Source organism: Paraburkholderia sp. SECH2 (genome assembly GCF_030464795.1).
Taxonomy (GTDB): Bacteria; Pseudomonadota; Gammaproteobacteria; order Burkholderiales; family Burkholderiaceae; genus Paraburkholderia; species Paraburkholderia aspalathi.
On the sequence record NZ_JALPRH010000021.1, the window covers coordinates 1 to 15,179 of the forward strand.

Below are 15,179 nucleotides of genomic sequence, written 5' to 3' on the forward strand. Positions count from 1 at the left end.
TCTTCAACAACTATCGTCCGCAGTTCTACTTCCGTACGACGGACGTGACGGGCTCGATCGAGTTGCCGAAGGACAAGGAAATGGTCATGCCGGGCGACAACGTGTCGATCACGGTGAAGCTGATCAACCCGATCGCGATGGAAGAAGGTCTGCGCTTCGCAATCCGCGAAGGCGGCCGTACGGTCGGCGCAGGTGTGGTTGCCAAGATTCTCGAGTAAAATCGAGGGTTGAAGTTGCAGTAAGTGGTGCCCGGAGCCGGGCGCCAGCGCCATAGCAGGTGCCCGGCTCTACGTTCTTTTACTATCTGGCGGCGCAATACCGCCTCGCTCTTTCCAAGGAATTGTCATGCAGAACCAGAAAATCCGCATTCGCCTGAAGGCTTTCGACTATCGCCTGATCGATCAATCGGCAGCTGAAATCGTCGACACGGCAAAGCGGACTGGCGCAATCGTTCGTGGTCCGGTGCCCCTGCCGACCCGCATTCAACGTTTCGACATCCTGCGTTCGCCGCACGTCAACAAGACGTCGCGCGATCAGCTCGAAATCCGTACGCACCAACGTCTGATGGACATCGTCGATCCGACGGACAAGACCGTCGACGCACTGATGAAGCTGGACCTGCCGGCTGGCGTGGACGTGGAAATCAAGCTCCAATAAGGCTTGTAGCGGTTGCCTGGCGTGCCGGGCAACGCTAAGTCATTGATTGCTTGCGGAAAACGAAAAGCCTCGCTATAATAGTGGGCTTTTCGCGCATTTGCGCAAAAAAGTCGGTGTGCTGCAGCGTGATTTCACGCCCGAAACGGCACCGGCATTTTGTAAATTAGCCCCGACCAATCGCAGTCGGGAATGGAGAAAACGATGAGCCTTGGACTCGTAGGTCGCAAGGTTGGCATGACCCGTATCTTCACGGCAGAAGGGGATTCGATTCCCGTTACCGTGCTGGACGTGTCCGACAACCGCGTGACGCAGATCAAGACTGTTGAAACCGACGGCTACACCGCCGTGCAGGTTGCATTCGGTACGCGCCGTGCATCGCGTGTGACGAAGCCGTTGGCCGGTCATCTCGCCAAAGCCGGTGTTCAAGCCGGTGAAATCCTCAAAGAATTCCAGATCGATGCTGCCAAGGCTGCCGAGTTGTCGAACGGCACCGTGGTCGGTCCCGACCTGTTCGAAGTAGGCCAAAAGGTCGACGTGCAAGGCGTGTCGATCGGTAAGGGCTACGCCGGTACCATCAAGCGTTACAACTTCGCATCCGGCCGTGCATCGCACGGTAACTCGCGCTCGCACAACGTGCCGGGTTCGATCGGTATGGCGCAGGATCCGGGTCGTGTTTTCCCGGGTAAGCGCATGACCGGTCACATGGGTGACGATACGGTAACCGTGCAAAACCTCGAAATCGCTCGTATCGACGCTGACCGCAAGCTGTTGCTGGTCAAGGGCGCCGTTCCGGGTGCGAAGGGTGGCAAGGTATTCGTTACGCCGGCCGTGAAGACGCGTGCCGTGAAAGGAGCGAAATAATGGAACTTAAGCTCCTGAATGCCAATGGTCAGGAAGGTGCAGGCGTTAGCGCGTCGGACGTAGTGTTCGGCCGCGATTACAACGAAGCCCTGATTCACCAGGTTGTGGTGGCGTATCAAGCGAATGCCCGTAGCGGTAACCGCGCGCAGAAGGACCGTGAGCAAGTCAAGCACACGACCAAGAAGCCGTGGCGCCAAAAGGGTACGGGTCGCGCCCGTGCCGGTATGTCGTCGAGCCCGTTGTGGCGCGGCGGTGGCCGGATCTTCCCGAATTCGCCGGAAGAAAACTTTTCGCACAAGGTTAACAAGAAGATGCATCGCGCAGGCCTCTGCTCGATCTTCTCGCAGCTGGCTCGCGAAGGCCGCATCTCGGTGGTTGACGAGCTGACGCTCGAAGCGCCGAAGACGAAGCTGCTGGCCGAAAAATTCAAGGCGATGGGTCTCGACTCCGTGCTGGTGATTACCGACACGGTTGACGAAAACCTGTACCTCGCGTCGCGCAACCTCGCCCATGTGGCAGTTGTCGAGCCGCGTTACGCCGACCCGCTGTCGCTGATCTACTTCAAGAAGATCCTGATCACGAAGGCTGCGGTCGCCCAGATCGAGGAGTTGCTGTCATGAGCGAGATTCGCAAGAACGATCATCGTTTGATGCAGGTCCTGCTCGCGCCGGTGATCTCCGAAAAGGCGACGCTGGTGGCCGACAAGAACGAGCAAGTTGTGTTCGAAGTCGCGCCCGATGCCACGAAGCAGGAAGTGAAAGCTGCAGTCGAGCTGCTGTTCAAGGTGGAAGTCAATTCCGTCAACGTGCTGGTCTCGAAGGGCAAAGCCAAGCGCTTTGGCCGCTTCATGGGCAAGCGCAAGGACGTGAAGAAGGCGTACGTCTGCCTGAAGCCCGGCCAGGAAATCAACTTTGAAGCGGAGGCCAAGTAATCATGGCAATCGTTAAAGTTAAGCCGACTTCGCCGGGTCGCCGTGCGATGGTCAAGGTGGTCAATAAGGATCTGCATAAGGGCAAGCCGTTCGCACCGCTGCTCGACTCGCAATCCACGACCGCCGGCCGTAATAACAACGGTCACATCACCACGCGTCATAAGGGTGGTGGTCACAAGCATCACTACCGTGTCGTCGATTTCCGTCGCAACAAGGACGGCATTCCGGCAAAGGTCGAACGTCTTGAGTACGATCCGAACCGTAGCGCGAACATCGCGCTGGTTCTGTACGCAGACGGCGAGCGCAAGTACATCATCGCTCCGAAGGGTGTGACGGTTGGTCAGCAACTGATGTCGGGTTCGGAAGCTCCGATCCGCGCAGGTAACACGCTGCCGATCCGCAACATTCCGGTCGGTACGACGATCCACTGCATCGAAATGCTGCCGGGCAAGGGCGCGCAAATGGCGCGTTCGGCTGGTACGTCGGCGATGTTGCTGGCTCGTGAAGGCATCTACGCACAGGTCCGCCTGCGCTCTGGTGAAATCCGCCGCGTTCACGTTGAATGCCGCGCGACGATTGGTGAAGTTGGCAACGAAGAGCACAGCCTCCGTCAAATCGGTAAGGCTGGCGCGAACCGCTGGCGCGGTATCCGCCCGACGGTGCGTGGCGTTGCAATGAACCCGGTCGATCACCCGCACGGTGGTGGTGAAGGCAAGACGGCTGCAGGTCGCGATCCGGTGAGCCCGTGGGGCACGCCTGCTAAGGGTTATCGCACCCGCAGCAACAAGCGCACGACGAGCATGATCGTCCAGCGCCGTCACAAGCGTTAAGGAGTAGGCAATGGCACGTTCTGTAAAAAAAGGTCCGTTCTGCGACGCCCATTTGCTGAAGAAAGTTGAGTCGGCAGCCGCTGCACGTGACAAGAAGCCGATCAAAACCTGGTCGCGTCGTTCGACGATTCTGCCGGATTTCATCGGTTTGACGATTGCTGTGCACAACGGACGTCAACACGTTCCGGTGTACATCTCGGAAAACATGGTCGGCCACAAGCTTGGCGAGTTTGCATTGACCCGGACGTTCAAGGGTCACGCAGCCGACAAGAAGGCTAAGAAATAAGGGGCTCATGATGGAAGTGAAAGCAATTCATCGCGGTGCCCGCATCTCGGCGCAGAAAACGCGCCTTGTGGCTGACCAGATCCGCGGTTTGCCGGTCGACAAGGCGCTGAACGTTCTGACGTTTTCGCCGAAGAAGGCTGCGGGAATCGTGAAAAAGGTCGTGCTGTCGGCGATCGCGAATGCGGAGCATAACGAAGGCGCCGATATCGACGAGCTCAAAGTAACGAGCATCATGGTCGACAAGGCTGCATCGCTCAAGCGTTTTACTGCGCGCGCTAAAGGCCGCGGTAACCGCATCGAGAAGCAATCCTGTCACATCACTGTGACGGTCGGGAATTAAGGGGTCATACGATGGGACAGAAAATTCATCCGACTGGCTTCCGTTTGGCCGTCAGCCGCAATTGGGCGTCGCGTTGGTACGCGAACAACAACAATTTCGCGGCGATGTTGCAGGAAGACATCGGTGTTCGTGAATACCTGAAGAAGAAGCTGAAAAACGCTTCGGTTGGTCGCGTCGTTATCGAGCGTCCGGCGAAAAACGCGCGCATCACGATTTATAGCTCGCGTCCGGGTGTCGTCATCGGTAAGAAGGGCGAGGATATCGAGCTGCTGAAGTCGGAACTGCAACGCCGCATGGGCGTTCCGGTCCACGTCAACATCGAAGAAATCCGCAAGCCGGAAACCGATGCGCAACTGATCGCTGACTCGATCACGCAACAACTCGAGCGCCGGATTATGTTCCGCCGCGCGATGAAGCGTGCGATGCAAAACGCAATGCGTCTGGGTGCTCAAGGCATCAAGATCATGAGCGCTGGCCGCCTGAACGGTATCGAAATCGCTCGTACGGAATGGTATCGCGAAGGTCGCGTGCCCCTTCATACGCTGCGTGCTGATATCGACTACGCAACTTCGGAAGCGAAGACGACGTACGGCATCATCGGCGTGAAGGTGTGGGTCTACAAGGGCGACACGCTCGGCCGCAACGACGCACCGGTGGTTGAAGAAGTCGCCGAAGAAAAGCGTCCGCGCCGTAACGCACGTCCGGGTGGCGATCGCCGTCCGCGTCGCGATGGTGAAGGTGGTGGCCCGGCAGGTGCACGCCGTGGCGCTCCCCGTCGTGCTGGCGGTGCCGGCGACGGCGGGAAGACTGGAGAATAACGATGCTGCAACCGAAACGCAGAAAGTATCGCAAAGAGCAGAAGGGTCGTAACACCGGTATCGCTACCCGCGGCAACGCGGTGTCGTTCGGTGAGTTCGGCCTGAAGGCTATCGGTCGTGGTCGTCTGACCGCGCGCCAGATTGAAGCGGCACGTCGTGCAATGACGCGTCACATCAAGCGTGGTGGCCGCATCTGGATCCGCATCTTCCCGGACAAGCCGATCTCGCACAAGCCGGCTGAAGTACGTATGGGTAACGGTAAAGGTAACCCTGAGTACTACGTCGCAGAGATTCAACCGGGCAAGATGCTGTACGAAATGGACGGCGTAACCGAAGAGCTGGCACGCGAAGCGTTCCGTCTGGCTGCAGCTAAGCTGCCGCTCAAGACGACGTTTATCGTGCGTCAGCTCGGCGCCTAAGGAGCAAATGATGAAGGCTTCCGAACTTCACCAGAAAGATCAGGCCGCGCTCAACAAGGAGCTGTCGGACCTGTTGAAGGCGCAATTCGGCCTGCGCATGCAACTCGCGACCCAGCAGCTCACGAACACGAGCCAGCTGAAGAAGGTTCGTCGCGACATCGCACGTGTGCGGACCGTCCTGACTGAGAAGGCGAACCAGAAATGAACGATAGCGTAAAAACCTCGCTCAAGCGGACGCTGGTCGGCAAGGTCGTCAGCAACAAGATGGACAAGACGGTCACCGTGCTGGTTGAGCACCGCGTGAAGCACCCGATCTACGGCAAGTACGTTGTGCGTTCGAAGAAGTACCACGCGCACGACGATGCGAACACGTACAACGAGGGTGACCTCGTTGAAATCCAGGAAACGCGTCCGATTTCGAAGACGAAAGCTTGGGTTGTGGCTCGCCTGGTCGAGGCTGCTCGCGTCATCTGACGCCGCAAAGTTGTAGAAGTAGTTGAAATCGCAGTAAGTTTCGCTTGCAAGACCGAGATTATTTGTTATAATCTCGGTCTTCCCTCTTTTATGGGAGCCCCGTCGCGGGCGAAGTTGGTGGGGGAAGCGGTGCAGGCGCCAGTCTGTTCCGAAGGATTCACCGGATTGCGATGGCGGGTTTCGTTTGCCGTCGCTGCTGTTCATACCCAAGCAGCCGATTGGCTGACGGGACCAAGACTGACCGGGTACGCCATGGTGGTGTGACCGGATTAAGTTGGGATAGATAAACCATGATCCAGACCGAAACTCGGCTTGAAGTGGCCGACAACACCGGTGCGCGTGAAGTCATGTGCATCAAGGTTCTCGGCGGCTCGAAGCGTCGTTATGCCAGCATTGGCGACATCATCAAGGTGACCGTCAAAGAAGCAACGCCGCGCGGGCGCGTGAAGAAAGGCGAAATTTACAACGCCGTGGTGGTTCGCACCGCCAAGGGCGTGCGCCGTCAGGACGGCTCGCTGATCAAGTTCGATGGCAATGCTGCAGTGCTGTTGAATGCCAAGCTCGAACCTATTGGCACCCGTATTTTCGGGCCTGTTACGCGCGAGTTGCGCAGCGAACGATTCATGAAGATCGTTTCGTTGGCACCTGAAGTGCTGTAAGGAGTCGCGATGAACAAGATTCGCAAAGGTGACGAAGTTATCGTCATCACCGGCAAAGATAAAGGCAAGCGCGGCGTCGTGCTGTCCGTTGGCGAAGACAAGGTAATTGTCGAGGGCATCAACCTCGTCAAGAAGCACGTCAAGCCGAACCCGATGAAGGGTACGACGGGTGGCGTGGAAGCCAAGACGATGCCGCTGCAAATTTCGAACGTCGCATTGGTCGACGCGAATGGCAAGGCGTCGCGTGTAGGCATCAAGGTCGAGGGAGACAAGAAAGTCCGTTTCCTTAAGACGACCGGTGCCGTGCTGAGCGCCTGACGCTGCGGAGTAAAAAAATGGCTCGTTTGCAAGAGTTTTACAAAGAGAAGGTTGTACCCGGCCTCATCGAGAAGTTCGGTTACAAGTCCGTGATGGAAGTGCCGCGCATCACCAAGATCACCCTGAACATGGGCCTTGGCGAAGCGGTTGCTGACAAGAAGATCATCGAAAACGCCGTTGGCGACCTGACGAAGATCGCAGGCCAGAAGCCGGTGATCACGAAGGCACGCAAGGCAATCGCTGGCTTCAAGATCCGTCAGGGCTATCCGATCGGTGCAATGGTCACGTTGCGTGGTCAGGCAATGTACGAATTTCTGGACCGTTTCGTGACGGTTGCGCTCCCCCGTGTGCGCGACTTCCGTGGCGTGTCGGGTCGTGCGTTCGATGGTCGCGGCAACTACAACATCGGTGTGAAAGAGCAGATCATTTTCCCCGAAATCGACTACGACAAGATCGACGCACTGCGTGGGCTGAACATCAGCATCACGACAACTGCGAAGACCGACGACGAAGCAAAGGCTCTGCTCGCCAGCTTCAAGTTCCCGTTCAGAAACTGAGGTTACCGTGGCTAAACTGGCACTGATCGAACGTGAAAAGAAGCGTGCTCGCCTGGCCGCTAAGTACGCTCCCAAGCGTGCTGAGCTGAAAGCGATTATCGGCGATATGAGCAAGTCGGACGAAGAGCATTACGCAGCACGTCTGGAACTGCAACAACTGCCGCGCAACTCTAACCCGACCCGTAAGCGCAATCGTTGCGCAATTACCGGTCGCCCGCGTGGCACGTTCCGTAAATTCGGGCTGGCGCGTAACAAGATTCGCGAAATCGCGTTCCGCGGCGAGATCCCTGGCCTGACCAAGGCGAGCTGGTAATAGGAGAAACGTAAATGAGCATGAGTGATCCTATCGCCGATATGCTGACTCGCATCCGCAATGCGCAGATGGTTGAGAAAGTTTCGGTGACAATGCCCTCGTCGAAAGTCAAGGTTGCGATTGCGCAGGTCCTTAAGGACGAAGGCTATATCGATGATTTCGCAGTGAAGTCCGAAGGTGCGAAGTCTGAATTGAACATCGTGTTGAAGTACTACGCTGGCCGTCCGGTGATCGAGCGCATTGAACGCGTTTCGAAGCCTGGTCTGCGTGTGTACCGCGGCCGTAACGACATCCCCGTGGTCATGAATGGCCTCGGCGTGGCAATCGTGTCGACGCCGAAGGGCGTGATGACGGACCGCAAGGCGCGTGCAACGGGCGTTGGCGGCGAAGTCATCTGCTACGTCGCTTAAGGCCGAAAGGAGAGAAACATGTCTCGAGTAGGTAAAAGCCCGATCGCGCTGCAAGGCGCAGAAGTGGCCCTGAGCGACGAACGCATTACCGTCAAGGGCCCGCTGGGTACGATTTCGCAGGCTGCAAACAGCCTCGTGAAGGTGGTGAACGACAACGGCACGCTGAAGTTTGAGCCGGTGGACGAAAGCCGCGAAGCGAATGCGATGTCGGGCACGATGCGCGCACTGGTTGCGAACATGGTGAACGGCGTGACGAAGGGTTTCGAGCGCAAGCTGACGCTGGTTGGCGTCGGTTACCGCGCACAGGCGCAAGGCGACAAGCTGAACCTGTCGCTGGGTTTCTCGCACCCCGTGGTGCACCAGATGCCGGAAGGCGTCAAGGCTGAAACCCCGACGCAAACCGAAATCGTGATCAAGGGGATCAATAAGCAACAAGTTGGCCAGGTCGCTGCAGAAGTGCGCGGCTATCGCCCGCCGGAGCCCTACAAGGGCAAGGGTGTGCGTTACGCCAACGAGGTTGTGATCCTCAAAGAAACGAAGAAGAAGTAAGGGTGCGCAATCATGGATAAGACTCAATCTCGCCTGCGCCGCGCTCGTCAGACGCGTATCAAGATCGCTGAGCTGCAGGTCGCGCGTCTCGCCGTGCATCGCACGAACACGCACATCTATGCGCAAGTGTTCTCGCCGTGCGGCACCAAGGTGCTCGCCAGCGCGTCGACGCTCGAAGCCGAAGTGCGTGCGCAACTGGCTGATCAGACTGGCAAGGGCGGCAACGTCGCCGCTGCGACCCTGATCGGTAAGCGCATTGCAGAAAAGGCTAAGGCTGCCGGCATCGAATCCGTCGCCTTCGACCGTTCGGGTTTCCGTTACCACGGCCGCGTGAAAGCGCTGGCTGATGCGGCGCGCGAAGCCGGACTCAAGTTCTAAGGGAAGAATTCGTCATGGCAAAGATGCAAGCGAAAGTTCAGGCTGACGAACGCGACGACGGCCTGCGCGAAAAGATGATTTCGGTCAACCGCGTGACCAAGGTTGTGAAGGGCGGCCGGATTCTCGGTTTTGCCGCACTGACCGTGGTCGGCGACGGTGATGGCCGCGTCGGTATGGGCAAGGGCAAGGCGAAGGAAGTGCCGGTCGCTGTTCAGAAGGCGATGGAACAGGCTCGCCGCAACATGTTCAAGGTGCCGCTTAAGAACGGTACCCTGCAACACGAAGTGCACGGTAAGCACGGCGCATCGATGGTCCTCCTCGCTCCGGCGAAGGACGGTACCGGTGTGATCGCTGGCGGCCCGATGCGCGCAGTGTTCGACGTGATGGGCGTGCAGAACGTTGTGGCCAAGAGCCACGGTTCGACGAACCCGTACAACCTCGTTCGTGCAACGCTCGACGGTCTGCGCAAGCAGTCGACGCCGGGTGATATCGCGGCGAAGCGCGGCAAGTCCGTCGAAGATATTCTGGGCTAAGGTGGACACCATGTCTGATAAAACTGTCAAGGTCCAGCTCGTCAAGAGCCTGATCGGCACCCGTGAAACGCACCGTGCAACGGTGCGTGGCTTGGGCCTGCGCCGACTCAACTCGGTTAGCGAGTTGCAGGACACGCCGGCTGTGCGCGGCATGATCAACAAGGTTTCGTACCTCGTTAAGGTCATCAGCTAAGCGGCTGACCAGGACTCAAGGAGTTGATAATGGAATTGAATAACCTGAAGCCGGCTGAAGGCTCGAAGCACGCTAAGCGTCGCGTCGGCCGTGGCATCGGCTCCGGTCTGGGCAAGACGGCTGGCCGCGGTCACAAGGGTCAGAAGTCGCGTTCGGGCGGCTTTCACAAGGTTGGCTTCGAAGGCGGTCAAATGCCGCTGCAACGTCGCCTGCCGAAGCGTGGCTTCACCTCGCTGACGAAGGAATTCGTCGGTGAAGTGCGTCTCTCTGATCTGGAAAAGCTGCCGGTCGACGAAATCGATCTGTTGGCTCTGAAGCAAGCCGGCCTGCTCGGCGAGCTGATCAAGAGCGCCAAGATCATCGCGACGGGCGAGCTTAAGCGCAAGATCGTTGTGAAGGGTCTGGGTGCGACGAAGGGTGCGCGCGCTGCTATTGAAGCAGCCGGCGGCTCTTTTGCCGAGTAACGCGCAAGTTATTTGCCGTCACTAGCATTTGCATCGGAGAAGGTACTTGGCTAACAGTCCGAGTCTCGCAAAACCCGGTCGCAGCGCGGCGAAGTTCGGCGATCTGCGTCGGCGTGCAGTATTCCTGCTGCTGGCGTTGATCGTCTACCGTATCGGCGCGCACATTCCGGTGCCGGGTATTGACCCGGACCAGCTGGCAAAGTTGTTCCAAAGCCAGTCGGGCGGCATCCTTGGCATGTTCAACATGTTTTCGGGTGGTGCACTTTCGCGGTTCACGATTTTTGCGCTGGGGATCATGCCGTACATTTCGGCGTCGATCATCATGCAGTTGCTGGCGATTGTCTCGCCGCAGCTGGAAGCGCTGAAAAAGGAAGGGCAGGCGGGTCAACGGAAGATTACGCAGTACACGCGTATCTTTACGGTCCTGCTGGCGACATTCCAGGCGTTCGGCATTGCCGTCGCACTGGAAAATCAGCCGGGCCTGGTGATCGATCCGGGGATGGTATTTCGGCTGACGACGGTCGTGACGCTGGTGACCGGCACGATGTTCCTGATGTGGCTGGGTGAGCAGATCACGGAACGCGGGCTTGGTAACGGTATCTCGATCATCATTTTCGGCGGTATTGCGGCGGGTTTCCCGAACGCAATCGGTGGTCTTTTCGAACTGGTGCGAACCGGCTCGATGAGCATCATCTCGGCGATTATCGTGGTCGCGCTGATTGCCGGTGTGACGTATCTGGTGGTGTTCATCGAACGCGGCCAGCGCAAGATTCTTGTGAATTACGCCAAGCGGCAAGTCGGTAACAAGATTTACGGCGGACAGTCTTCACATCTGCCGCTGAAGTTGAATATGTCGGGCGTGATTCCGCCGATCTTTGCATCGTCGATCATTCTCTTCCCGGCAACCATCCTGAACTGGTTTAGTTCGGGGTCGCGTACCAGCTGGTTCGCAGACACGTTGCACAACGTGGCCGAAGCCCTTAAGCCCGGTCAACCCGTGTACGTGTTGCTGTACGCGTTGGCGATCGTCTTCTTCTGCTTCTTCTACACCGCACTGGTGTTCAACAGCAGAGAAACGGCCGACAACCTGAAAAAGAGTGGCGCTTTCGTCCCAGGCATCCGCCCGGGCGATCAAACGGCGCGATACATCGACCGCATTCTCACGCGTCTGACGCTGGCTGGTGCGATCTACATCGTGTTTGTTTGTCTGCTGCCTGAATTTTTGGTACTGCGCTGGAACGTGCCGTTTTATTTTGGTGGAACGTCGCTGCTGATCATTGTCGTCGTCACAATGGATTTCATGGCGCAGGTGCAGTCGTACGTTATGTCGCAACAGTATGAATCGCTGCTGAAGAAAGCTAATTTCAAAGGCGGCGGCGTCCCGATGCGTTGAAAGGACTTATGGCCAAAGACGATGTTATCCAGATGCAGGGTGAAGTCATCGAAAACCTGCCTAACGCTACCTTTAGGGTGAAGCTGGAAAACGGCCATGTCGTATTGGGACACATATCCGGCAAGATGCGGATGCACTACATCCGAATCTTGCCGGGCGACAAGGTAACGGTTGAATTGACGCCTTACGATCTGTCGCGTGCGCGGATCGTGTTCCGGGCGAAGTGATTTGAAAAAAGGGTAATATCATGAAAGTGATGGCATCGGTTAAGCGCATTTGCCGCAATTGCAAGATCATCAAGCGCAAAGGCGTTGTGCGCGTGATTTGCAGCTCTGATCCGCGCCACAAACAGCGTCAAGGCTGAACGCCGCGCTTTTTGCTGCGCTTTTTGTTTGAGGAAAAACAATGGCTCGTATCGCAGGGGTTAACATCCCGAATCACCAGCATACCGAAATCGGCCTGACGGCAATTTACGGTATCGGCCGCACGCGCTCGCGCGACATCTGCGTCGCTGCTGGTGTGGCATTTTCGAAGAAGGTCAAGGACCTGAACGACGCAGACCTCGAAAAGCTGCGTGAAGAAGTCGGCAAGTTCATCGTTGAAGGCGATCTGCGCCGTGAAACGACGATGAACATCAAGCGCCTGATGGATCTCGGCTGCTACCGTGGCGTGCGTCATCGCAAGGGCCTGCCCCTGCGTGGCCAACGCACGCGTACGAATGCCCGTACGCGCAAGGGTCCGCGTCGTGCAGCGCAATCGCTGAAGAAGTAAGCGGAACTGACAGTTACAGGAAAACGTAATGGCTAAGGCTTCGAACAACTCCGCGGCGCAACGCGTTCGCAAGAAGGTCAAGAAGAACGTCGCCGAGGGCGTGGTTCACGTTCACGCGTCGTTCAACAACACCATCATCACGATCACCGATCGTCAAGGCAATGCACTTGCCTGGGCAACGTCGGGTGGTCAGGGCTTCAAGGGTTCGCGTAAATCGACCCCGTTTGCAGCCCAGGTGGCAGCTGAATCGGCTGGCCGCGTGGCGATGGAATACGGCGTGAAGAACCTCGAAGTGCGTATCAAGGGCCCCGGTCCTGGCCGCGAATCGGCGGTGCGCGCGTTGCATGGTCTTGGCATCAAGATCACCGCGATCTCCGACGTGACGCCGGTCCCGCACAACGGCTGCCGTCCGCCGAAGCGTCGTCGTATCTAAGACGCTGTTTTCGCTAGCGCCTGTTGCCGCCGGTGTTCAAGCCGGCGACCACAGGCTGCTTGCGCTATTGAATTGACTAAGCCCACCGTTCGACCCAAAGGGTTCGGACTAGCGCGAGTGCATGCATTCGTGTGATCAATCATAGAAGGAATCAACGTGGCACGTTATATCGGCCCTAAGGCCAAGCTGTCCCGCCGTGAAGGCACTGACCTCTTCCTGAAGAGCGCCCGTCGTTCGCTCGCTGACAAGTGCAAGCTTGACAGCAAGCCTGGCCAACACGGCCGCACGTCGGGTGCACGTACGTCCGACTACGGCACGCAGCTGCGCGAAAAGCAAAAAGTGAAGCGCATCTACGGTGTCCTCGAGCGTCAATTCCGCCGTTACTTCGCTGAAGCCGACCGCCTGAAGGGCAACACGGGTGAAAACCTGCTGCAATTGCTCGAATCGCGTCTCGACAACGTCGTGTATCGCATGGGCTTCGGCTCGACGCGCGCTGAAGCGCGTCAGCTCGTGAGCCACAAGGCGATCACGGTGAACGGCGTGGTGTCGAACATCCCGTCGATGCAAGTGAAGGCAGGCGACGTCGTCGCAGTGCGCGAACAAAAGAAGAAGCAGGCGCGTATTCTCGAAGCGCTGTCGCTGGCCGAGCAAGGCGGTCTGCCGAGCTGGGTCGCTGTCGATTCGAAGAAATTCGAAGGTACGTTCAAGAGCAAGCCGGAACGCAGCGACATCGCTGGCGATATCAACGAAAGCCTGATCGTCGAATTGTATTCGCGGTAATCGGATTAACGGCCGGGGCACCTCGATTGCGTTGCGCAAGGGGGCGTCTCGGCTGTTTATTTTCAGGTTGTTACCGGTCAGCCTTATCGGTGTAACGAGCCGAGGGTATTGAAAAGGAAAACCTATGCAAACCAGTTTGTTGAAGCCCAAGATCATCGCTGTTGAATCGCTTGGTGAGAGCCACGCGAAAGTGGTCATGGAACCGTTTGAACGCGGTTACGGCCACACCTTGGGTAACGCGCTTCGGCGCGTGCTGCTGTCGTCGATGATCGGCTACGCGCCGACCGAAGTGACGATCGCAGGCGTCGTACATGAGTATTCGACGCTCGACGGTGTGCAAGAGGATGTGGTCAACCTGTTGTTGAACCTGAAGGGCGTGGTCTTCAAGCTGCATAACCGTGACGAAGTGACGGTTACGCTGCGCAAGGAAGGCGAAGGCGTTGTCACCGCTGGCGACATCGAACTCGCGCACGATTGCGAAGTGATCAACCCGGATCACGTGATTGCGCATCTGTCGAAGGGCGGTAAGCTCGACGTGCAGATCAAGGTCGAAAAGGGCCGTGGTTATGTGCCGGGCAATGTGCGTCGTTATGGCGAAGAGTCGGCCAAGATCATCGGCCGTATCGTGCTGGACGCGTCGTTCTCGCCGGTTCGCCGCGTGAGCTACGCCGTTGAAAGCGCGCGCGTCGAACAGCGTACCGACCTCGACAAGCTCGTGATGAACATCGAGACCAACGGTGTGATCTCGCCGGAAGAAGCGATCCGTCAATCGGCGCGTATTCTGGTTGATCAGCTGTCGGTGTTCGCTGCACTGGAAGGCACCGAAGCAACGGCGGAAGCGCCGTCGCGTGCGCCGCAGATCGATCCGATCCTGCTGCGTCCGGTTGATGATCTCGAACTGACGGTTCGTTCCGCGAACTGCCTGAAGGCTGAGAACATTTACTACATCGGCGACCTGATCCAGCGCACGGAAAACGAGTTGCTCAAGACCCCGAATCTGGGTCGCAAGTCGTTGAACGAAATCAAGGAAGTACTGGCGTCGCGTGGTTTGACGCTCGGCATGAAACTCGAAAACTGGCCGCCGGCAGGTTTGGACAAGTAAGTCGAGTAGTAGTCTCGGGATAAGACCCCGCCGCTGCACTGGCAAAGACGCGGATTTTCCTTTAAAATCCGCGTCTTGTCTTTTTTCACTACCGGCCCGTGCACTCGTCACCGTTGGGAAACCGAGGGTAGACCGAGCGCGATAGAAGAGCTGGACCAAAACTTTGAATCAAAGGAATTAACATGCGTCACCGTCATGGTTTGCGGAAACTGAACCGCACGAGCAGCCACCGTCTGGCAATGCTCCGTAACATGTCCAACTCGTTGATCGAGCACGAAGTCATCAAGACGACGCTGCCGAAGGCGAAAGAACTCCGTAAAGTCGTCGAGCCGCTGATCACGCTCGGCAAGAAGCCGTCGCTGGCAAATCGTCGTCTGGCGTTCAACCGCCTGCGCGATCGTGACTCGGTCACGAAGCTGTTCGAAGTTCTCGGCCCGCGTTACGCTACCCGTCCGGGCGGCTACCTGCGCGTCCTGAAGTTCGGTTTCCGCGTCGGCGACAACGCACCGATGGCACTGGTCGAATTGCTGGACCGTCCGGAAGTCGAAGAAGTTGAAGTGCAAGAAGCTGAGTAAGCTTTTTAGCATCGAAGAAAAAGCCAGGCACCAAGCCTGGCTTTTTTGTTTATGGCGGCGAATTTCACTGCGGCATGTCGATCGCGGCGGCCAAATGCCGCATGCTTGCTGCGCGGGCGTCTGCGGCTTCGCAAG

The 15,179-nt window shown here is 57.7% G+C and carries 29 protein-coding genes and 1 pseudogene; all 30 read left to right on the forward strand.

What is annotated here, in order from left to right; translation table 11 throughout:
• Positions 1-218: pseudogene (tuf, locus tag M0D66_RS27590) on the forward strand (elongation factor Tu); the annotation flags it as partial.
• A 127-nt stretch (positions 219-345) separates the two neighbouring features.
• Positions 346-657 (forward strand): 30S ribosomal protein S10, encoded by a 312-nt coding sequence (gene rpsJ / locus M0D66_RS27595; RefSeq protein ID WP_006998489.1) that lies wholly within the window; start codon positions 346-348, stop codon positions 655-657.
• A gap of 201 nt (positions 658-858) precedes the next feature.
• Entirely contained in the window at positions 859-1,518 is a 660-nt protein-coding gene (rplC, locus tag M0D66_RS27600; protein ID WP_007180137.1) for a 50S ribosomal protein L3, read from the forward strand.
• Positions 1,518-2,138 carry a 50S ribosomal protein L4 gene (rplD, locus tag M0D66_RS27605; RefSeq protein WP_007180136.1) on the forward strand — a complete coding sequence of 207 codons (621 nt, stop codon included), beginning with the start codon at positions 1,518-1,520 and terminating at the stop codon, positions 2,136-2,138. The genes rplC and rplD overlap by 1 nt, the downstream gene beginning before the upstream one ends.
• Positions 2,135-2,449: a 50S ribosomal protein L23 gene (gene rplW / locus M0D66_RS27610; RefSeq protein ID WP_007180135.1), complete on the forward strand. Its 315-nt coding sequence runs from the start codon at positions 2,135-2,137 to the stop codon at positions 2,447-2,449. Before rplD ends, rplW begins: the two co-directional genes overlap by 4 nt.
• A gap of 2 nt (positions 2,450-2,451) precedes the next feature.
• The gene (gene rplB / locus M0D66_RS27615) at positions 2,452-3,279 is read left to right on the forward strand and encodes a 50S ribosomal protein L2 (protein WP_063497538.1); all 828 of its coding nucleotides are present in this window, start codon (positions 2,452-2,454) and stop codon (positions 3,277-3,279) included.
• Between the two features lie 10 nt (positions 3,280-3,289).
• On the forward strand, positions 3,290-3,565 hold the full coding sequence (rpsS, locus tag M0D66_RS27620) for a 30S ribosomal protein S19 (RefSeq protein ID WP_054036552.1): 276 nt from the start codon (positions 3,290-3,292) through the stop codon (positions 3,563-3,565).
• Between the two features lie 7 nt (positions 3,566-3,572).
• On the forward strand, positions 3,573-3,905 hold the full coding sequence (gene rplV, locus M0D66_RS27625; protein WP_197070230.1) for a 50S ribosomal protein L22: 333 nt from the start codon (positions 3,573-3,575) through the stop codon (positions 3,903-3,905).
• A gap of 11 nt (positions 3,906-3,916) precedes the next feature.
• A complete protein-coding gene (rpsC, locus tag M0D66_RS27630; protein ID WP_011490053.1) occupies positions 3,917-4,723 on the forward strand; it encodes a 30S ribosomal protein S3 in 807 nt (268 codons plus the stop codon).
• 2 nt (positions 4,724-4,725) lie between these two features.
• Positions 4,726-5,142 (forward strand): 50S ribosomal protein L16, encoded by a 417-nt coding sequence (gene rplP / locus M0D66_RS27635; RefSeq protein WP_007180131.1) that lies wholly within the window; start codon positions 4,726-4,728, stop codon positions 5,140-5,142.
• 10 nt (positions 5,143-5,152) lie between these two features.
• On the forward strand, positions 5,153-5,347 hold the full coding sequence (gene rpmC, locus M0D66_RS27640; RefSeq protein WP_007180130.1) for a 50S ribosomal protein L29: 195 nt from the start codon (positions 5,153-5,155) through the stop codon (positions 5,345-5,347).
• A complete protein-coding gene (gene rpsQ, locus M0D66_RS27645; RefSeq protein ID WP_007180129.1) occupies positions 5,344-5,616 on the forward strand; it encodes a 30S ribosomal protein S17 in 273 nt (90 codons plus the stop codon). The genes rpmC and rpsQ overlap by 4 nt, the downstream gene beginning before the upstream one ends.
• Positions 5,617-5,906: 290 nt before the next feature.
• Positions 5,907-6,275, forward strand: a complete 369-nt coding sequence (rplN, locus tag M0D66_RS27650; protein ID WP_006052212.1) for a 50S ribosomal protein L14 — start codon at positions 5,907-5,909, stop codon at positions 6,273-6,275.
• Between the two features lie 9 nt (positions 6,276-6,284).
• A complete protein-coding gene (rplX, locus tag M0D66_RS27655; RefSeq protein WP_028199569.1) occupies positions 6,285-6,593 on the forward strand; it encodes a 50S ribosomal protein L24 in 309 nt (102 codons plus the stop codon).
• A 17-nt stretch (positions 6,594-6,610) separates the two neighbouring features.
• Positions 6,611-7,150, forward strand: a complete 540-nt coding sequence (gene rplE / locus M0D66_RS27660) for a 50S ribosomal protein L5 (RefSeq protein ID WP_006052214.1) — start codon at positions 6,611-6,613, stop codon at positions 7,148-7,150.
• 7 nt (positions 7,151-7,157) lie between these two features.
• Positions 7,158-7,463 carry a 30S ribosomal protein S14 gene (gene rpsN / locus M0D66_RS27665; protein WP_006052215.1) on the forward strand — a complete coding sequence of 102 codons (306 nt, stop codon included), beginning with the start codon at positions 7,158-7,160 and terminating at the stop codon, positions 7,461-7,463.
• A gap of 14 nt (positions 7,464-7,477) precedes the next feature.
• On the forward strand, positions 7,478-7,873 hold the full coding sequence (rpsH, locus tag M0D66_RS27670) for a 30S ribosomal protein S8 (RefSeq protein ID WP_006052216.1): 396 nt from the start codon (positions 7,478-7,480) through the stop codon (positions 7,871-7,873).
• Between the two features lie 18 nt (positions 7,874-7,891).
• On the forward strand, positions 7,892-8,422 hold the full coding sequence (gene rplF / locus M0D66_RS27675) for a 50S ribosomal protein L6 (RefSeq protein WP_028199570.1): 531 nt from the start codon (positions 7,892-7,894) through the stop codon (positions 8,420-8,422).
• Positions 8,423-8,434: 12 nt separating this feature from the next.
• Positions 8,435-8,800 carry a 50S ribosomal protein L18 gene (gene rplR, locus M0D66_RS27680; protein WP_006052218.1) on the forward strand — a complete coding sequence of 122 codons (366 nt, stop codon included), beginning with the start codon at positions 8,435-8,437 and terminating at the stop codon, positions 8,798-8,800.
• A gap of 14 nt (positions 8,801-8,814) precedes the next feature.
• Positions 8,815-9,333, forward strand: a complete 519-nt coding sequence (gene rpsE / locus M0D66_RS27685; RefSeq protein WP_006052219.1) for a 30S ribosomal protein S5 — start codon at positions 8,815-8,817, stop codon at positions 9,331-9,333.
• A gap of 10 nt (positions 9,334-9,343) precedes the next feature.
• Positions 9,344-9,526 (forward strand): 50S ribosomal protein L30, encoded by a 183-nt coding sequence (rpmD, locus tag M0D66_RS27690; RefSeq protein ID WP_007180126.1) that lies wholly within the window; start codon positions 9,344-9,346, stop codon positions 9,524-9,526.
• A 29-nt stretch (positions 9,527-9,555) separates the two neighbouring features.
• On the forward strand, positions 9,556-9,990 hold the full coding sequence (gene rplO, locus M0D66_RS27695) for a 50S ribosomal protein L15 (RefSeq protein WP_054036556.1): 435 nt from the start codon (positions 9,556-9,558) through the stop codon (positions 9,988-9,990).
• A 46-nt stretch (positions 9,991-10,036) separates the two neighbouring features.
• Complete coding sequence (gene secY / locus M0D66_RS27700) at positions 10,037-11,383, forward strand: preprotein translocase subunit SecY (protein WP_063497536.1); 1,347 nt, start codon at positions 10,037-10,039, stop codon at positions 11,381-11,383.
• An 8-nt stretch (positions 11,384-11,391) separates the two neighbouring features.
• Complete coding sequence (infA, locus tag M0D66_RS27705) at positions 11,392-11,610, forward strand: translation initiation factor IF-1 (protein ID WP_004521905.1); 219 nt, start codon at positions 11,392-11,394, stop codon at positions 11,608-11,610.
• 20 nt (positions 11,611-11,630) lie between these two features.
• Entirely contained in the window at positions 11,631-11,747 is a 117-nt protein-coding gene (rpmJ, locus tag M0D66_RS27710; protein WP_004199844.1) for a 50S ribosomal protein L36, read from the forward strand.
• Positions 11,748-11,788: 41 nt separating this feature from the next.
• A complete protein-coding gene (gene rpsM, locus M0D66_RS27715; protein ID WP_006052223.1) occupies positions 11,789-12,154 on the forward strand; it encodes a 30S ribosomal protein S13 in 366 nt (121 codons plus the stop codon).
• Positions 12,155-12,182: 28 nt separating this feature from the next.
• Positions 12,183-12,587, forward strand: coding sequence for a 30S ribosomal protein S11 (gene rpsK, locus M0D66_RS27720; RefSeq protein WP_006052224.1), 405 nt, complete (start codon positions 12,183-12,185; stop codon positions 12,585-12,587).
• A gap of 156 nt (positions 12,588-12,743) precedes the next feature.
• Positions 12,744-13,367, forward strand: a complete 624-nt coding sequence (gene rpsD / locus M0D66_RS27725; protein ID WP_027800372.1) for a 30S ribosomal protein S4 — start codon at positions 12,744-12,746, stop codon at positions 13,365-13,367.
• Positions 13,368-13,491: 124 nt separating this feature from the next.
• Positions 13,492-14,469 (forward strand): DNA-directed RNA polymerase subunit alpha, encoded by a 978-nt coding sequence (gene rpoA, locus M0D66_RS27730; protein WP_006052226.1) that lies wholly within the window; start codon positions 13,492-13,494, stop codon positions 14,467-14,469.
• A 182-nt stretch (positions 14,470-14,651) separates the two neighbouring features.
• A complete protein-coding gene (rplQ, locus tag M0D66_RS27735) occupies positions 14,652-15,044 on the forward strand; it encodes a 50S ribosomal protein L17 (RefSeq protein ID WP_006052227.1) in 393 nt (130 codons plus the stop codon).
• Positions 15,045-15,179 lie beyond the last annotated feature (135 nt).

What these genes read in the sequence shown, in the direction of transcription:
- rplB (WP_063497538.1), top strand. Translation starts at nt 2,452, where the DNA reads ATGGCAATCGTTAAAGTTAAGCCGACTTCGCCGGGTCGCCGTGCGATG.
- infA (WP_004521905.1), top strand. Translation starts at nt 11,392, where the DNA reads ATGGCCAAAGACGATGTTATCCAGATGCAGGGTGAAGTCATCGAAAAC.
- rpmJ (WP_004199844.1), top strand. Translation starts at nt 11,631, where the DNA reads ATGAAAGTGATGGCATCGGTTAAGCGCATTTGCCGCAATTGCAAGATC.
- rpsC (WP_011490053.1), top strand. Translation starts at nt 3,917, where the DNA reads ATGGGACAGAAAATTCATCCGACTGGCTTCCGTTTGGCCGTCAGCCGC.
- rplE (WP_006052214.1), top strand. Translation starts at nt 6,611, where the DNA reads ATGGCTCGTTTGCAAGAGTTTTACAAAGAGAAGGTTGTACCCGGCCTC.
- rpsH (WP_006052216.1), top strand. Translation starts at nt 7,478, where the DNA reads ATGAGCATGAGTGATCCTATCGCCGATATGCTGACTCGCATCCGCAAT.
- rplC (WP_007180137.1), top strand. Translation starts at nt 859, where the DNA reads ATGAGCCTTGGACTCGTAGGTCGCAAGGTTGGCATGACCCGTATCTTC.
- rplR (WP_006052218.1), top strand. Translation starts at nt 8,435, where the DNA reads ATGGATAAGACTCAATCTCGCCTGCGCCGCGCTCGTCAGACGCGTATC.
- rpsM (WP_006052223.1), top strand. Translation starts at nt 11,789, where the DNA reads ATGGCTCGTATCGCAGGGGTTAACATCCCGAATCACCAGCATACCGAA.
- rplX (WP_028199569.1), top strand. Translation starts at nt 6,285, where the DNA reads ATGAACAAGATTCGCAAAGGTGACGAAGTTATCGTCATCACCGGCAAA.
- rplD (WP_007180136.1), top strand. Translation starts at nt 1,518, where the DNA reads ATGGAACTTAAGCTCCTGAATGCCAATGGTCAGGAAGGTGCAGGCGTT.
- rpsQ (WP_007180129.1), top strand. Translation starts at nt 5,344, where the DNA reads ATGAACGATAGCGTAAAAACCTCGCTCAAGCGGACGCTGGTCGGCAAG.
- rplV (WP_197070230.1), top strand. Translation starts at nt 3,573, where the DNA reads ATGATGGAAGTGAAAGCAATTCATCGCGGTGCCCGCATCTCGGCGCAG.
- rplF (WP_028199570.1), top strand. Translation starts at nt 7,892, where the DNA reads ATGTCTCGAGTAGGTAAAAGCCCGATCGCGCTGCAAGGCGCAGAAGTG.
- rplW (WP_007180135.1), top strand. Translation starts at nt 2,135, where the DNA reads ATGAGCGAGATTCGCAAGAACGATCATCGTTTGATGCAGGTCCTGCTC.
- rpsK (WP_006052224.1), top strand. Translation starts at nt 12,183, where the DNA reads ATGGCTAAGGCTTCGAACAACTCCGCGGCGCAACGCGTTCGCAAGAAG.
- rpmC (WP_007180130.1), top strand. Translation starts at nt 5,153, where the DNA reads ATGAAGGCTTCCGAACTTCACCAGAAAGATCAGGCCGCGCTCAACAAG.
- rpsE (WP_006052219.1), top strand. Translation starts at nt 8,815, where the DNA reads ATGGCAAAGATGCAAGCGAAAGTTCAGGCTGACGAACGCGACGACGGC.
- rpsJ (WP_006998489.1), top strand. Translation starts at nt 346, where the DNA reads ATGCAGAACCAGAAAATCCGCATTCGCCTGAAGGCTTTCGACTATCGC.
- rpsS (WP_054036552.1), top strand. Translation starts at nt 3,290, where the DNA reads ATGGCACGTTCTGTAAAAAAAGGTCCGTTCTGCGACGCCCATTTGCTG.
- rplN (WP_006052212.1), top strand. Translation starts at nt 5,907, where the DNA reads ATGATCCAGACCGAAACTCGGCTTGAAGTGGCCGACAACACCGGTGCG.
- rplO (WP_054036556.1), top strand. Translation starts at nt 9,556, where the DNA reads ATGGAATTGAATAACCTGAAGCCGGCTGAAGGCTCGAAGCACGCTAAG.
- rpoA (WP_006052226.1), top strand. Translation starts at nt 13,492, where the DNA reads ATGCAAACCAGTTTGTTGAAGCCCAAGATCATCGCTGTTGAATCGCTT.
- rpmD (WP_007180126.1), top strand. Translation starts at nt 9,344, where the DNA reads ATGTCTGATAAAACTGTCAAGGTCCAGCTCGTCAAGAGCCTGATCGGC.
- rplQ (WP_006052227.1), top strand. Translation starts at nt 14,652, where the DNA reads ATGCGTCACCGTCATGGTTTGCGGAAACTGAACCGCACGAGCAGCCAC.
- rplP (WP_007180131.1), top strand. Translation starts at nt 4,726, where the DNA reads ATGCTGCAACCGAAACGCAGAAAGTATCGCAAAGAGCAGAAGGGTCGT.